Genomic DNA, 15,450 nt, shown 5'->3' with positions numbered 1-15,450 from the left:
CTACGCTTGGCTATTCTCCTCATATCCCGTATCCGGAGAGTGAACGACTCCGTTCTCGAGCTGGAACTGTCCGTCGCTGGTACCGGAGGTATAGGCATCGCTGAACTGTTCATGGGTTACTGCCGTTCCCTTGGACGATTCATCGCTGCTGGTGTAGTCCGAAACCTCATAATGCTGGTCCGCCACCTTGCGGTAGTTGTTCAGCAGTCCTTCGGATGCTTTATCATTCATGGCCGGCACCCCCTATGGTTGTTGGCTAGTATTGATTTTCCGTGTTTCGGCCGCGCAGGCCGGCAAGGCCCAGCAGACCGAGCAGGCCAAGCCAGCTCCAGTTCGTGTCATGGTCCGTATCGGCGGCGAGCAGGTGAGCGCCGTTCCCGGCCGAACGCATGCCGAAGTGACCGTCTCCGGTGCCTGCGGCATTTCCTGCCGTATGGTTAGGGTAGGCCGTCCCTCCAGGGGCGCCGGTTCCTGTTCCGTTTTCGGCCTGACGGGTGCTCAGTCCCTTCGACTCTACGTTCGCGTCACGGTTCGGGATCGCTCCAAACCCGTTGTCGTTCGAGTTGTACGTGCCAAACAGGCTGGAGCTGCCGTACCCGCTGGTGTCGGTTGTTGCGCTGAACCCGTTATGGCCGCTGATATGGCTCGAATAGTTGCGCTGTACGCTGCTTGTGCCCTGTTCGGGAGTCGTGCTCCAGTTCTGCATGCTTCCGGCGGCAGCAGCCGGGACAGCCAGCGCCGCGGAAGAAGAGAGGATGAGGGCCAAGGCAATGGAATGGCGGAGATGCAAGAGAAATCCCTCCTTTATTCTTGTTCGTTGTCAATCTCTTATGGTTTCCCACCGGGAGCCGGTTTTTATGCGGGGATGAGCTGATCAAGATGAAGAAAGCGGTGGGTCATATTGCAGACCCGCAGCTGAGGCAGCTGTACCTGCAGAACATCCAGATGACCGAGGCACAGATCGGCGAACTGATGCAGCTGCTGAAATTCCGTCCGCTGCTCGGATAAAGGGATGCTGCACACATAACGAAGCTCAGCTAAGGAGAGAATATCCGTGAACATGATCGATGATCGGTACTATGCGCTGGAGCTGCTGCTCACCGCCAAGACGGCAGTCCGCGATACGGCGATTGCGCTCAGCGAGACCTCGACACCCTTCGTGCGCGAAGCCCTGCTGAAGTCATTCCAGCAGAATGTGATGGCCCATGCTATGGCATTCGGCTACACGCTGTCGCATGGCATCACGCCTTCCTATACCCCCGAGCGGGTGATTCAAAATGACTTCGAGCTGGCACGGATCGCCCTGCAGCTTCCGATATCAAGGTGAGGCGCTCGGCAGCCGGGAACAGGTCTGATTTATAACGGGCCGGCCGAAGCCGCCTATCGTTCACCCGTCAATCCAAGGCATACCGGAACCCGTCAAGGGTCCGGTGTGCTTTTTTTAATGATAAGAGCTTATATCTCGCCAGCGCTCGTCGCATCGTCCGTAAAGGGCGGCAACCGTTTAGCTTGCCAATACCCCATGTCCCAAGAAGGGATACGGGCCGATTCGGCAAGCCGGGCGGCATTTGTTATTGAAAGCGTTTACCAAACTGCGTTATAATAGGGCTGTTTCCGAAATCTCCCTCTTCGGGCTGTTCGCGCAGCAGGGTAGGGTTAATCGCTTAATCTCTATTTGTACGATATCCTTGCACATTCGGCCCCCAACGCCATTATTTCTGAAGCGAAGAAAGGAGATCCCCCTCCATGAAAAGAACGTGGTACCACCGCCTCATCCTCTCGTATGTGCCGGTCATTTTTCTTCTGATCACGGTCCTGATTTTCGCCGCACTGTCGGTCATCAGCGAGATTTCGATCCGGGAGACCGAGAAAGCGAACCGGATCTCTGCCCGGTATGTGATGGATTCCCTGGAGACGCGTCTTCGGGACATCGAGCGGGCCGTCCTGGAGGAGATGGGCGGCAGCGCTGCCCTGGATGCCTTCTATGATCCGGGCTCGCCGGCCGATCCGCTGCTTCCTTACGAGGTGTCCAAAGGACTGCACCGGCTGACGGACGACCATCCGCTGATCCACTCGATCTACCTGTACCGGGCCCGCGACGGAGTCGTGCTGACGCTGAGCGGCATGGAGGACCTCCGTGCATTCGCGGACCGTACGTTCGTGGAGGAGACGGCCGGACGGGAAGGAAACTCCCCCTGGTCCGTCGTGCGCCGGCTTAAGGAATGGCAGGGAGAGCAGGAGACGGAGGTCATCTCGCTGGCCAAGAGAGCCCTGCTCCCCTTGGGCGGCGACGGCATCGTCGTGGTGAACGTAAAAGCCCGCGCTCTCTTCGGGATCGCCGATGAGATGATCAACAAGGACCTGACCTTTATGGAGATCCGCAAAGGGGACTCCCGGCTGTATTCTTCGGCCGGGGAAGCGGGCTTGCAGAAGGAGTCCGGGGCAGAGCCGACGGCCCGGCTGCATTCGGAAGCGCTCGGATGGGACATTGTCAGCGGGATCAAACCCGGGGCGCTGCTCGGCGGTTTGTCCCTGCTCTCCCATCTGTGGGTGTGGATCGGCGGCTTCGCCATCCTGGTCTCTCTCTTCTATCTGTTCTATATTACACGAAGCCATTATAAGCCCATCGAAAGTATTATGCGGCAGATTCAGGCCTACCAGAGCGGTGCGGGTACGAGGCCGCAGAACAGCGATGAATTTGCTTTCATCGGCCGGGTGCTCGACACGCTGATGAACCAAACGGCGCAGTACGAGAAGCAGTACAAAGAAGATCTGCTTGTCCGCCGCAGACAGGTGTTCCTCGAGCTGCTCTCCGGCCGTCCCGAACGCTCTGCCGCACAGTGGGAGGAGCTCCTGACGCGGCTCGGGATCGGTGGAGGGGGACGGCGCTGTACGGCAGCTGTTGTCGAGATCGACCGGTATGCCCGATTCCGGGAGCAGTACAGTACACGGGACCGGAATCTGCTCCAATTCGCGGTGACGAATGCGGCGCAGGAGTTTGCCGGCCGGGAAGGGTTGACGGTCTGGGCCGAATGGACCGAGGAGCACCGCCTTGGGCTGCTCTTCCTGGAAGAGGCGGCGGCGCCGGAGACCGGGAGACCGGCCGAGGTGCTGGACCGGCTGCGGACCTGGACTCCGGTGCATCTGAAGCTCTCGCTGACGGCGGGAATCGGCAGGCCGCGGGAGGAAATCACGCAGGCCGGCGGCTCCTTCGGGGAGGCCCTGGGCGCTCTCCGATACAAATTGTCGCTCGGGAGCGGCCGGGTGCTCCGCTTCGAGGATCAGTCCGGGCTGCCGGCCGGGGATATCCATCCGTACTTCGGCCGCATCGATGCGCTCGTCCGCAGCTTCCGCCTGGCGGATGAGGAGTGGGAGGATCAGGCGGAGGAGCTGCTGCTGGCGCTGGAGGGGGACCCTCTCCGGGATGACGGCATCCTGGTGCTCCTCGAGTATTTGGCCGGAGCGCTCCGCCGGTCTCTCGAGGAGCTCGGCGGAGAAACCCTGGCTTATTGGGAGCGGCAGGCGGAGCCGGAGCTGCTGCGCGTGCTCAGCGAGCTCGACACGCTCGAAGAGCTTCTCCCGGCGCTGAAGGGCATCCTCCACGGACTGCATCGGCAGTATCTGGCCCATACGGACCGGCACGGCCGGCGGGGGCTCGCCGGGGAGATCCGCCGGTTCATCGAGGCCGATTATGCGAATGCCGAGCTGTCGCTTGCGCTTATCAGCGACAAATTCGGGGTCGGAGCCAAGTATGCCAGCCACCTCTTCAAGGAGGAGTTCGGCCTGAAGTTCGTCGATTATCTCTGTTCCCTGCGGATGGAACATGCGAAGCGTCTGCTGCTCGAGACCGATGCTTCCCTGCCCGAGATCTCGCAGCAGGTCGGCTACACCCATTCGATCTCGTTTGGCCGCACCTTCAAGAAGGTTGTCGGCGTCACTCCCGGGGATTACCGCAAATATATGCAGCCGCCCGCAGCCCGGGGGGTGGCAGGAGAATCGTATTCATAAATCGCCGCTCCATGTCCCGCAAACCCCGCGGCAGAGCGGTTTTGAGCAGTGGCGGGAAGCTCGAGTTGGTGTCCGGAAAACGGTTGGTGTACCGTCTGCCAGGGGCTCTGCCGTTTTGGTTGGCTGTGCGGAAACATGCTGGTTGACCCTTTCGGCGGCCCCCGGTTATAACTGGGATATTCCCGCCGGAACCCGGTGCCTGCCGAAATGACAGCGGTACCAAGCGGTGCGGCGATACGCGAAGAAGGGGTGGATGAAGGATGCAATGGAGAAGAGGAAGCGTAGCCGTCATGTCGGCCGTACTGACTACAGGGCTGCTCGCGGGTTGTTCGGACAGCACCCAGCCTCAGGGGGCATCGGGTGCACAGGGAGCCGGGGCAGGCTCCGGCTCTGGACTCGTAACGCTGAAGGTGGAGATCTTCGACCGGGGCAACTCCCCGGCAGGCAAGACCGCGACGAACAATAACAATACGCAGTGGATCCAGGAGACCTTCGGCAAGCCGAACAACATCAAGCTCGAGTTCATTCCGGTCCCGAGGTCGCAGGAGATCGAGAAGCTTAACGTACTGATGGCCAGCGGTGACGCGCCCGATATCGTATTCACCTACGATTCCAACCTTGTATATAAGTACGTGAAGCAGGGCGGACTGACCGATCTCGGCAAGGTAATCGACGAGTACGGGCCGAATCTGAAGTCCTACCTTGGAGAGGATACGCTCGCCTACGGCAAGTTCGACGGCGTGCAGTATGCGATCCCGGCGAAGCGGGCGTACCTCGGCAAATATTCCTCGATGATCCGCCAGGACTGGCTCGATAAGCTCGGCCTGCCCCTCCCGAAGACGACGGACGAGGTGTATGCCGCGCTCAAGGCGTTCAAGGAGAAGCAGCCGGGCGGCCCGCAGACGATTCCTCTCGGCTTCTCGCTGGCCCCGGCTTCCTATGAGCCGATCATCTGGCCTTTTATCGGGAAGACGACGGAGGAAGAGAAATATACGATGCTCCAGCAGCTCGGCTCCCGGGATAATCCGCTGCTGCTTCCGGGGCATAAGGACGCCGTACGGTTCCTGAACAAGCTGTATAACGAAGGGCTCATGTCCCCGGATTTTGCACTGGATAAGGATAAAAAGAAGCTGCAGCAGGACATCATGACCGGCAAGGTCGGCATGTACGCGGAGGATGCAGGCGGAAGCTACGGCAAGGCGCCGGATATGCTGGGCGTGCTGCGCAAGAATGTGCCGGAAGCGATCGTGAAGCCGGTCGACCCGTATACGAATGCGGAGGGCAAGCATGTCAAGCCGTCCTACCAGCCGGCGGGTATGTACATCCTGATCCCGAAGAGCAGCACGAAGGCGGCCGAAGCCGTCAAGTATCTGAACTGGATGGCATCGAAGGACGTGCTGGTCACCCTGTCGAGCGGTCTGGAGGGCACGAATTATACGATGAAGGACGGTCTGCCGGTCATCAAGGATGACACCGAGACGCAGAACCGGCTCTATAATGCCGGCGACCTGCGCCTGGTGGCCAACGGTATCGACTTCGGCAGCACCGAACTCAATCTAAAATCGATGACGGTGAGCCTGAAGGGCCAGGACGCGGAGGATGCGATGCAGGCGTTCAGGAACGGCCTGACGGAGGGGCTGCCGCCGGTCCGCTTTGACCACCCTATCGCCGCCGAAGTGAAGTACGGCAACGCGCTGGCCGACAAGTACGACGAGCTGCTCGTGAAGTCGGTGATGGCGAAGCCCGACGCGTTCGACGGGGTGTATGACAGCCTGCTCAAGGACTATATGAACAGCGGAGGCGAAGAGGTCCGCAAGGAGCGTACGGAAGCTTACAAGACGATGAAGAAATAGGGCTGAGGGGCCTGGCAGGAAATACAAAAAAGGGCCGGGGTGCATTGCGCCTGGAAGCAGGACATGAGGCGCCTTACGCCACCCGGCTCCCGGGGAGGGAACCACCATGGAGAATCTGCAGGCGGAAATTCCGCAGGCGGGCGAGCGGAGAAGGCTCGGCCTCGCGAGAGGGGCGGGCCCGTATCTGGGCCGCTACTGGCAGCTCTATGCGATGCTGGCGCTGCCGCTGCTCTATTTTATCGTCTTCAAGTACGGGCCGATGTACGGTGTGAGCATCGCATTCAAGGATTTTAACCTGTTCCAGGGAATTTCGAAGAGTCCATGGATCGGCCTCGAGACGTTCCGGAGCATCTTCAAGATGGATTCGTTCTATCTGGCGCTGCGCAACACGTTCATGCTCAACTTTCTCGATCTCGTGTTCTCGTTCCCGGCGCCGATCATCCTCGCGGTGATGCTGAACGAGCTGCGGGGCGCGGCGTTCAAGAAGATCTCGCAGACGATCCTGTACCTGCCGCATTTTATCTCCTGGGTCATCATCGGGGGGATCGTATACCAGGTGTTCGCGACGAACACGGGGATGGTCAACCTGTTCCTCGGACGCCTTGGACTCGGGCCGTTTCCGTTTCTCTCCGACAAGGTGTACTGGCTCTTCACCTATCTCGGCACCGGGATCTGGCAGAGCGCCGGGTGGGGGACGATCATCTACCTTGCGGCGATGACGGCGATCAACAAGGAGCTGTACGAAGCGGCCGAGGTGGACGGCGCCGGCAGGCTCGCCAGGATCTGGCACATTACGCTGCCGGGCATCCGCTCCACGATCGTCGTGCTGCTGGTGCTGAAGCTCGGCGAGATGGTGCAGATCGGCTTCGAGCGGCCCTTCGTTATCGGCAACGTGACGGTCAGCGAATTCTCGGAGGTGCTCAGTACGTTCGTGTACAAAATGGGGATGGAGACCGGGGAATACTCGGTGGCGACGGCCGTGGGCTTTTTCCAGGCGGTGGTCGGGCTCGTGTTCATTCTCACCTCCAACTATATCTCGAAGAAAACGACGGATGAAGGCATTATCTGATGGTGCCGCTCCGCTGCCCCAAATCCATGAAGCCCTCAAGCCGAAAGGAGGCCGATTCGCATGAATGCCAAGCTCGGAAACCGTCTGTTCGACGGCCTGAACTACCTGCTCCTGTCGCTCTGTGTGCTGCTGTGTCTGGCACCGTTCCTGCATATTGTGGCAGTGTCGCTGAGCTCCAACCGGCCGATTATGTCGGGGGCCGTTACGCTGTTTCCCGTCGAGCTGAACTTCGAGGCCTATAACCGCGTCTTCGCGGATCTGACGATGCTCCGCTCGCTCGGCCTGACAGTCGGGCTCACGGTAGGATTCACCGTACTCTGCATGGCAATGACGATCTTCGCCGCGTACCCTCTGACGAAGACGGAGCTTAAGGGCCGCAAATTCGCGATGTACCTCATCGTTTTCACAATGTTCTTCAGCGGGGGCATTATCCCCGAATATATTCTGATTAAGCAGCTGCACCTTGTGAACTCCCTGTGGTCGCTGATTCTGCCGCTGCTCGTCAATCCGTTTTATCTCATCATTCTCATTACGTTCTTTGGCTCGATTCCGAAGAGCCTCGAAGAGTCGGCGGAGCTCGACGGCTGCAGCCACTTCGGCACGCTGGTGCGCATCATTCTGCCGCTCTCGATGCCGGCTGTAGCGACGCTCAGCCTCTTCTACGCGGTCAACCGCTGGAACGGGTTCATGGATACACTGTTCTACATTACGGATACGAACCTGTATCCCCTGCAGCTGAAGCTCTACCAGCTCATCATGAACTCGATGATGACCGACCAGATGCAGATGGAGGGCGCGCAGATCATCCAGGTGCTGCCGGAGAGCCTCAAGGCGGCGAGCATCGTCTTCGCCACCGTGCCGATCCTGATCGTTTACCCGTGGCTTCAAAGGTATTTTGTATCGGGCATCATGCTCGGCTCGGTCAAGGGGTAGCTTAAGAGATTCCTGCCGGAAGGCGGGATTTACGAAAACTTAACAGGGCGGCAGGTAGATGAAGGAAGGGGAAGCGATTATGATAGACAAGGGTGCGTATTCGTTCTCCACGTGCTGGAATATCAAGAGGCATACGGGCGGCCGGGAGCTCATCGAGGAGATCCAGGCCCTCGGCTTCCGCCGGGTGGAGCTTAACTATAACATTACGCGGGAGATGCTCGGGACAATTGAAGGGATGATCGAGCGGGGGGAGATCGGCGTCTCCAGCGTGCACAACGTGTTCCCGTTCGTGAACGACAAAGCGTACGATACGGATTCGGTGATGCTCGGCTACGATGACGAGGGGATGCGGCGGCGCTCCGTGGAGCTCCTGCTGCAGTCGATGGAATATGCCCACCGGTACGGTGCGGAAGCGGTGGTCGTCCACCCGGGCGAGGTGCCGTTCGAAAGCAATATCGATGCGGAGCTGAAGGGGCTGTGGCAGACGCTCGGACCGCAGTCGCCGGAGTACCGGGCGCTCTGGGAGCGGATGCTGGAACGCCGTTCGGCGCTGGCGCCAAGGTATGTGCAGCGTATCGCGGAGAGCCTTGAGGAAGTGTGCGACGAGGCGGTGTGGCGGGGCTGGAACATAGCGGTCGGCATCGAAACGCGCTCGCGCTGCTATCAAATCCCCACACTGCGGGAGGCGGCGGAGATCTGCGGCCGGCTGCAGGGGGCGCCCGTGCACCTGTGGCTCGATACCGGCCACGCGATGATGATGCAGCGCATGGGACTCTATGATGCCGAGGCGGAGCTTGGGGAGATTAAGCGCTTTATCTATGGCGTGCACATCCATGAGACCCTCGGGCTGTCGGACCATTGGTGTCCGTATGTGCACAGCGGAGAGGAGCGGTGTTTCGACCCTTATCTCGAGGCGATTGCGCAGGCAAAAGTGAAGGTCTACGAGCTGAAGGCCGCGTGCCTGCCCGAGGACATCCACAAGAGCCACCGCATCCTGACCGGCCGTCTGCAGGGTGTGCAGGACCGTACGGCGGGCTGAAGCGGAAGCGGGCGGAGCGTAAGGACGGAAGGGCCGCAGGAGGATGAAGGAAAGGCATATGGAAGGCAGGGCGGCAGAGGGTCAAGGCATAGATGGAACGGCAAGAGCAGGAACGGCAAGAGCAGGAACGGCAGAGAAGGATAGGCAAGGATAGGAAGAGAAGGTGCGGCAAAAGAGGAAAGGCGGTCGCGGGGTTGACCCGGGAAGGGTACCTCGGAGACCGGGAAGTGCAGGAGACGAGAGTACCGTAACGAGAAGACGATACAGAGAAGGGGAATGCAGCATGGATGCCATAGGCCGGAACTTGATCCGCCTTAATGACGAATGGACGGAAGCTTCCCTGCGCGAGCAGATCAGGGACGCTTCTTCCCGCTATGACGGAGGGATCCGCGACGAGAGCGGCATCGCGCGACCTACCCATGTGGGCACGCCCCGCCACATGGCGGTCTGGGCGTGTGCGCTGGTGCACCCGGACTCCCGTTATTACCATGATAATGGGCTCTTGGAGGCGTTCGGGCTCGCTTGCGATTTTATCTTGAACCGCCAGCATCCGGACGGGACGGTCTCACTCGGCTCGACGAATTTCAACTCGCCGCCCGATACCGCCTTCGTGGTCGGCGGCCTCGCGCAAGTATACCGGCTGCTCGAGGAGCACGAGTGGGCCCCGCTGGCCGAAGCCCGGGAGAAGCTGAGGCTGTTCCTCGAGCGGACCATCCCCGCGATGGTGACGGGCGGGTGCCACACGCCGAACCACCGCTGGGTACTGACCGCAGCGCTCTCGATGCTCCATGAGCTGTTCGGCCAGCCGGAGCTGGCGGCCCGCGCCGAAGAATGGCTGGCCGAAGGCATGGATATCACGGCCGACGGGGAGTGGACCGAGCGGAGCAACGGCATCTACAATGCCGTGAGCGATATCGCGTTGTACCATACGGCCCGGGGACTCGGGCGTCCGGAGCTGCTCGAGTACGTGCGGCGCAATCTGAAGATGATGGCCTATCTGTTCCACCCGGAAGGCGAGGTCGTGACGGACTACTCGGGGCGGCAGGACTACGGCCAGGCGGCGAACCCGGCCCCTTATGCGCTGGTCTGCCGGCTTATGGCCGCTTACGACCGTGACGGGCTCCTCGCTTCGATGGCGGATTATGCTGCAGGCTTTGTCCGCCAGCCGGAAGCGGTGAACAACAACCTGCTGCTCGGGTATCTGCTCGACCCGTCACTGAGCCTCGAGGGCGTGGAGCGCATCCCGCTGCCGGACCGCTACGAGATCGTGCTGAACGGCGCGCACCCCGTCCGCGAGCATACGGCCTTGGCTGAAGAAGCCGGGCACGGCATGCGCATCCTCCACTCCTCGATGCACCTGGCCTTCGGCTCGCCGGTGGTCCGCATCCGCGACGGGGAGCTGAGCGCTACGGTGATGGCCGGGACGCCGTCGTTCTTGTCGCTGCGGCACGGAGCGGCGAAGCTGCTCGGCGTGAAGCTGGCGGCCACGTTCGAGCCGGGCATCGTGAAGTTCGATGCCTTCAAGCAGGAGGAAGGCGGTGTGTACCGGCTGGCACGCACGGCGGAGAAGGGCTACAACGGGCCTGTACCGCGGGAGCTGCTGCCCACAAGGGCGGGCGGCGGGGACGTCTCGCCGTGGTACCTGCTGCCGCACCATCACCGGCCGATGACGCACCTGCAGGAGCATAGGCTGGAGGCGGAGGTGAGCCGCTCGGGAAGCGAGTGGAAGGTTCGCGTGCGATCCGACGAGCGGGAAGACGTGCTGGCGCAGCTCACGCTTGTCTTCGGCTCCGAAGGGGAGCTTGAAGGGGAAGGGCTGCAGCCGGCGGGCGAGGGCCGGTACTTCCTGTCCGGGGGCCGTGCCGTGTACCGTGCGGGCGGGTCCGCCCTGGAGCTTGCGGGCGGTGCGTTCGAGCACCGGCTTCCCCTGCTCCGGGAGGATGTTCATCCGGCGGGCTGTCTCTGCGTGCATGTCAACCTGGTGACGCCGTTCGATCACGCGGTAACGATCCGGCTGCTGTAGACACCGGGACTCCATAGAAGAAGGGATGAACCACCGAGATGACGGTCTATTTTGATGAGGGGGAAAGCCTGAGGTACCGGTTCGGGGACGACGATGCCGCCATGCTGGGCGTGATTGCGGGCCGGTATGTCGGCGCGAATCCGCCCGCCGGCTTTGTCTACAGAGCCTTCAGCAGCGCGGGAGTGCTGCAAACGAAGGAAGGTCTATACGATCTGAATCTCGCGTTACGGTTCTCGGAAGCGGGACCCGGCGACTATGCGTATGCGGCGGCCCTGGTGTGGAGCGATAACCGGCGTTCCCTCGATATTCAGATCGAGCCGCTCGGGCCGGTGCGCTTCTGGCTGAACGGGAGCCGGGCGTACCGCTCCTCCGTAGTTGAGGAGCTGAAGGCGGATGCGCTTGTGACGCTGCCGCTGGAGCTGTCCGAAGGGTGGAACACCCTGTGGCTTGAGGCGCAGTGGACGCCGGCCGGGTTCGGCTGCCGGATCGGTGCCGAGGAGGCCAAGGTGCGCATTCTGAACGTGCTCGCCCCGTTCCAAGAGCGGGCCGGCCAGGCCGGATGGGTGTTCTCCCGGCCGGCGGCGGGCCGGCACTTCACGGACGGCACCCTGCCGGACCTGCATGGCAGCGAAGCGGCCTCGGGCCTACAGTGGCTGCCGCAGGCCGGCTGGAGCGCCGCCGAAGCCGCGCTGCCCGCGCCCGAGCGGCTGTTCGGCCGCAGGCCGGGCCGGACGGCCATCGCCCGGACGGTGCTGCGGCGTACGGACGCGGGCGGCGGCCCGCTCACGCTGGCCGGGTCGTCCGCCGGGCCGCTTGCCGTCTGGGCGGGCGGCCGGCTGGTGGCCGACCTGCCGGAAGGCGGAGCGTTCCGCGAGAGCTTGCCGCTCGGCTGGGGGGCGCACGACGTGCTCGTCCGCACCGGCTGCCCGGAGGCGGGCGCGTGGGATTTCACGCTCGAAGCATCACTCGAGGCTTCACTCGAGGCTTCACTCGAAGCCGCTTCGGACGGCGGCCCGGAAGGCTGCACTCTGGCCCTGCCGCTGACGGTCCACGGCGCCGGCGAGGGCCCTTGGCTATGGCTCGGTCCCTTCGAGAGCGGCGGGGAGCTCCCGGCCTGGGAGGCGCTGCTGCGGACGGACCGGGTCTATCCCGGCGGGGTAGGGGGCCTGTATTGGCGCCTCGATCTTCCGGAGGTGCGCATCCGGCCCTATTACGAAAATGCGATGCTGAGCTCCCGCTGGACGGTCGGCACAGTGACCAATTACGGCCGGTGGGATTATCCGCTCGGCGTGACGGTCTACGGGCTGCTGCAGGCGGGACGCTGGCTCGGCCGCAGCGACCTTGTCTCCTATGCGCAGGCTCATGTGCAGGCCTGCACGGAGATGGACGGGTACGCCCGCTGGGACGAGGCGCAGTACGGGTTCCCCGCGCTGAACCAGCAGCTCGTGCAGATCCGCATGCTCGACAACTGCGGCTCGTTCGGCTCGGCGATGCTTGAGGCCCTGGAGGACAGTGGGGATGCGCGCTTCCGGGAGGAGGCCGGGGCGATTGCGGAGCGGATCGCGGACTTCATGCTGCGGCGCCTGGAGCGGCGGGAGGACGGTGCTTTCTACCGGCTGTGCCCGGGCGAGTATTCGGCCGATACGATGTGGGCCGACGACCTCTACATGAGCACGCCGTTCCTGTGCCGGTATGCCCGGCTGACCGGCTCCGTGGAAGCGCTGGACGAGGCGGCCGCACAGTTCCTGCGTTTCCGGCGCTATCTCTTCCTGCCGGAGAAGCGGATCATGTCCCACGTGTATGACTTCAAATACGGGCGTGCCACCGGCATCCCCTGGGGGCGCGGCAACGGCTGGACGCTGTTCTCGCTCTCGGAGGTGCTGGAGGCGCTTCCTGAGGACCATACGGACCGTCCCGCCCTCCTGGCGTTCTTCCGGGAGCTGTGCGCCGGCTATGCGGCGCTGCAGGGCGAACGCGGGCTGTGGCGCCAAGTGCTCGACGATCCCGAAGCCTACGAGGAGGCGTCATGCACAGCCATGTTCGTGTACGGCTTCGCCCGGGGAGTGCGCTTCGGCTGGCTGGAGGGCGGGGAGACGAAGTACGCGGCCGCAGCGCTGAAGGCTTGGGAAGGGCTGACGCGGCATGCTGTCGACCAGCACGGGAATGTGCACGGCGTTTGCAGCGGTTCACGCTACGCGTTCACGGCCGACTACTACAAGTACGACCTGCGCACCGTGCTCAACGACAACCACGGCATCGGCATCATGATGCTGGCGGGCACGGAGATCGCGAAGCTGAAGAGGAGTCTTGCAGGGCGGCTGCCGGCCTCTCAGGAGAGCCTGGCCTGAGCGCTGCGCTGCGGCCGGGGCGGGCCAAGCGCAGCAGCGCCGAGCCCGCGGGCCGGCTGCACCGGCTGAAGCGGGCATAGGGGCACACCTGCCGTCCGCACTGGGCTGCGCCTGCTTCGAACGGCAAACGAAAACCAAGCAGGGCCCGCACCGCCTTCGGGGAAGGCGTGCGGGCCCTGCGGTATGTCCCATGTTCTGCCGATCGCAATGAATGCAGGCCTCAGCCCATCCGGCTGGAGGCCTACACTATGCCCGCGCGGTCCTCCGGCAGGGTGGGCTGCTGAACGCCGGCGAGGACCTGCCGATGCCGGACATGCCGGCATTCCTGCGGTCCCGGCTGCCGTCAAGCCGGATCCAGTGCCGCTTGTCCCGGTCAGCGGCTATCCCTGCGGCCGGAAACGCAGCGGCATCGTGCTCACGCCGTGGACGATGAACCCGCGCGCCGGCGGGAGCGGCTCGTCATTGACGCGGGCAAGCTCCGGCAGCCGCTCCAGCACAGCCGCCAAGGCGACCTTCGCTTCGAGGCGGGCGAGCGGCGCGCCGAGGCAGAAGTGGATGCCGTGGCCGAAGGCGATGTGCCCGTTCGGCGTCCGCTCGATATCGAAGCGGGCGGCGTCCGGGAACTTCTCCTCGTCGCGGTTCGCCGAGCCGATCCAGGCGACGACGCGGGAGCCGGCCGGAATCACCTGCCCCCCGATGTCGACATCTTCGGAAGCCGTGCGGAACATCGCCTGGACAGGCGAGCGGAAGCGCAGCACTTCTTCGATGGCGGACGGCAGGAGCTCCGGCCGGCTGCGCAGCTTCGCCAGCTCCTCCGGGTGCTCGAGCAGCGTCAGCACGGCGTTGCCGATCAGGTTCGTCGTCGTCTCGTTGCCGGCGACCAGAAGAAGCGCACAGAAGGAGAGGATATCCCCCTCCGAGAGGTGGAATTCCCCTTCTTCGGCGGCGATCAGGGCGGAGATGAGATCGTCCTTCGGCGCCCTTCGGCGCTCGGCGATGATGCCTGAGAAGTATTCGTTCATCTCCCGGTGAGCCTGCAGGGAGCCGGATGCCGAGCCGCCGAGGATGGTATCGGCCGAGGCCACCACCTCATCCGACCAATGCTTGAATCGGTCGCGGTCTCCGCTAGGGATGCCGAGCAGCTCGGCGATGACGATGACCGGGAGCGGATAGGCGAAGTCCCCGATGAGGTCGATCTCCCCGGAGTCCGCCACGCGGTCCAGCAGCTCATGGGTCAGCTCGGCGATGCGGGGCTCCAGAGCGGCGACCGCCTTCGGCGTGAACGCCTGGTTGACCAGAGAGCGCAGCTGGGTATGGCGTGGGGGATCGGTCGTGATCAGGGAGAAGCCGTCCCGCTGGCCTGCGGCGGCACCGGCTGAGGCCGGGGGACGCCCGCCGGCCGAAGAGAACCGGGCGGAGTCGGACAGCACGGTGCGCACGTGGTCGAAGCGGAACACGGACCAGAACTGCATCGGCTCCATATACATGACAGGCTGGCTAGCCCGCATCATCTCGTAGATCGGATAAGGGTTGCGCAATATTTCGGGCGTCAAAAAGGGAATCATGGGAAAGTCCTCCTATCCTTTATCGTGATATCCATATGATGGGCTTACCGGCAGCCCCTGGCGCAGATTGCAGCGGTCTCCGCCCGCCTTTTGAGCCTAATGGGGCAGATCTGGCGCAGCAGCAGCAGCGGGCTGTCTTCCTCATTATCCCACAAGAGGGGCCCCGAACCAAATTCCGGCGGCATGCAGGGAGTTGGAAGCGCGATATCGATTCCCGGGACCGCCCGGTGCCGCACGTGGGACTTTCAGCTTATTTTCAGCTTCCGTTCATGTTCACGTCACAATACGCTGATAAGCTGATTTTTATAGAGAGACAGAGATAAAAAAGGTTAGAACCCCAAGCGGGATGAGAAGAACCATGAATCGCATAAGCGTCAGGATCCCCCGTGACCGGAGCCCCGGCCGGGTGTCCTGCTCCGCGGATCTGCGCTGCTTCCGGTTCTTTTTGTCATTTTCCTGCAAATAAACTTGCAAGAAAGAGTTTCTTTCAACTACAATGGGAGAAACAGGCCGATCGGCCGTTATGCCCCTCGGGCGGCATATGCATCGTACGATCGACTTCCGCATGTCTGCGGATGCCGCCGCTGCGTTAAGCGCTCCGGCTGATCCGCT

12 protein-coding genes are annotated in these 15,450 nt (G+C 62.7%); 9 read left to right on the top strand and 3 right to left on the bottom strand.

From position 1 onward, the window contains the following. Window positions 1-231 (bottom strand): YozQ family protein, encoded by a 231-nt coding sequence (locus ACP26L_RS23120; protein ID WP_426446750.1) that lies wholly within the window; start codon window positions 229-231, stop codon window positions 1-3. A gap of 25 nt (window positions 232-256) precedes the next feature. Then, on the bottom strand, window positions 257-790 hold the full coding sequence (locus ACP26L_RS23115) for a WGxxGxxG-CTERM domain-containing protein (RefSeq protein ID WP_426446748.1): 534 nt from the start codon (window positions 788-790) through the stop codon (window positions 257-259). Between the two features lie 89 nt (window positions 791-879). On the opposite strand from ACP26L_RS23115, the gene ACP26L_RS23110 reads away from it, so the two are divergent. The 9 genes from ACP26L_RS23110 to ACP26L_RS23070 all read left to right on the top strand — a co-directional run bounded on the left by ACP26L_RS23110 (window position 880) and on the right by ACP26L_RS23070 (window position 13,273). Then, complete coding sequence (locus ACP26L_RS23110) at window positions 880-1,008, top strand: hypothetical protein (RefSeq protein WP_426446746.1); 129 nt, start codon at window positions 880-882, stop codon at window positions 1,006-1,008. A 52-nt stretch (window positions 1,009-1,060) separates the two neighbouring features. Then, entirely contained in the window at window positions 1,061-1,327 is a 267-nt protein-coding gene (locus ACP26L_RS23105) for a spore coat protein (protein WP_426455064.1), read from the top strand. 419 nt (window positions 1,328-1,746) lie between these two features. Next, entirely contained in the window at window positions 1,747-4,008 is a 2,262-nt protein-coding gene (locus tag ACP26L_RS23100) for a helix-turn-helix domain-containing protein (protein WP_426446744.1), read from the top strand. Window positions 4,009-4,298: 290 nt separating this feature from the next. Then, window positions 4,299-5,861 (top strand): extracellular solute-binding protein, encoded by a 1,563-nt coding sequence (locus tag ACP26L_RS23095; protein WP_426455062.1) that lies wholly within the window; start codon window positions 4,299-4,301, stop codon window positions 5,859-5,861. Between the two features lie 106 nt (window positions 5,862-5,967). Beyond that, window positions 5,968-6,930, top strand: a complete 963-nt coding sequence (locus ACP26L_RS23090) for an ABC transporter permease (RefSeq protein ID WP_426446742.1) — start codon at window positions 5,968-5,970, stop codon at window positions 6,928-6,930. Between the two features lie 60 nt (window positions 6,931-6,990). After that, window positions 6,991-7,863, top strand: a complete 873-nt coding sequence (locus ACP26L_RS23085; RefSeq protein WP_426446741.1) for a carbohydrate ABC transporter permease — start codon at window positions 6,991-6,993, stop codon at window positions 7,861-7,863. 58 nt (window positions 7,864-7,921) lie between these two features. Beyond that, the gene (locus tag ACP26L_RS23080; RefSeq protein ID WP_426446739.1) at window positions 7,922-8,902 is read left to right on the top strand and encodes a sugar phosphate isomerase/epimerase family protein; all 981 of its coding nucleotides are present in this window, start codon (window positions 7,922-7,924) and stop codon (window positions 8,900-8,902) included. Window positions 8,903-9,185: 283 nt separating this feature from the next. Then, window positions 9,186-10,925, top strand: coding sequence for a hypothetical protein (locus ACP26L_RS23075; protein ID WP_426446737.1), 1,740 nt, complete (start codon window positions 9,186-9,188; stop codon window positions 10,923-10,925). A gap of 38 nt (window positions 10,926-10,963) precedes the next feature. Then, window positions 10,964-13,273: a glycoside hydrolase family 88/105 protein gene (locus tag ACP26L_RS23070; RefSeq protein ID WP_426446736.1), complete on the top strand. Its 2,310-nt coding sequence runs from the start codon at window positions 10,964-10,966 to the stop codon at window positions 13,271-13,273. 380 nt (window positions 13,274-13,653) lie between these two features. On the opposite strand, the gene ACP26L_RS23065 is transcribed toward ACP26L_RS23070, so the two are convergent. Next, window positions 13,654-14,838: a cytochrome P450 gene (locus ACP26L_RS23065; protein ID WP_426446734.1), complete on the bottom strand. Its 1,185-nt coding sequence runs from the start codon at window positions 14,836-14,838 to the stop codon at window positions 13,654-13,656. Window positions 14,839-15,450: the final 612 nt, after the last annotated feature.

Origin of the sequence: Paenibacillus sp. S-38, from assembly GCF_049942825.1 — a bacterium.
In the GTDB taxonomy this organism is placed as follows: domain Bacteria; phylum Bacillota; class Bacilli; order Paenibacillales; family NBRC-103111; genus Paenibacillus_G.
The sequence above is the reverse complement of the archived record's forward strand: the minus strand, read 5'-3'. Positions and strand labels throughout refer to the sequence as shown.

Coding starts and splice junctions, on each gene's coding strand:
- ACP26L_RS23120 (WP_426446750.1), bottom strand. CDS start 231: ATGAATGATAAAGCATCCGAAGGACTGCTGAACAACTACCGCAAGGTG.
- ACP26L_RS23070 (WP_426446736.1), top strand. CDS start 10,964: ATGACGGTCTATTTTGATGAGGGGGAAAGCCTGAGGTACCGGTTCGGG.
- ACP26L_RS23075 (WP_426446737.1), top strand. CDS start 9,186: ATGGATGCCATAGGCCGGAACTTGATCCGCCTTAATGACGAATGGACG.
- ACP26L_RS23095 (WP_426455062.1), top strand. CDS start 4,299: ATGTCGGCCGTACTGACTACAGGGCTGCTCGCGGGTTGTTCGGACAGC.
- ACP26L_RS23085 (WP_426446741.1), top strand. CDS start 6,991: ATGAATGCCAAGCTCGGAAACCGTCTGTTCGACGGCCTGAACTACCTG.
- ACP26L_RS23090 (WP_426446742.1), top strand. CDS start 5,968: ATGGAGAATCTGCAGGCGGAAATTCCGCAGGCGGGCGAGCGGAGAAGG.
- ACP26L_RS23080 (WP_426446739.1), top strand. CDS start 7,922: ATGAAGGAAGGGGAAGCGATTATGATAGACAAGGGTGCGTATTCGTTC.
- ACP26L_RS23110 (WP_426446746.1), top strand. CDS start 880: ATGAAGAAAGCGGTGGGTCATATTGCAGACCCGCAGCTGAGGCAGCTG.
- ACP26L_RS23105 (WP_426455064.1), top strand. CDS start 1,061: ATGATCGATGATCGGTACTATGCGCTGGAGCTGCTGCTCACCGCCAAG.
- ACP26L_RS23100 (WP_426446744.1), top strand. CDS start 1,747: ATGAAAAGAACGTGGTACCACCGCCTCATCCTCTCGTATGTGCCGGTC.
- ACP26L_RS23065 (WP_426446734.1), bottom strand. CDS start 14,838: ATGATTCCCTTTTTGACGCCCGAAATATTGCGCAACCCTTATCCGATC.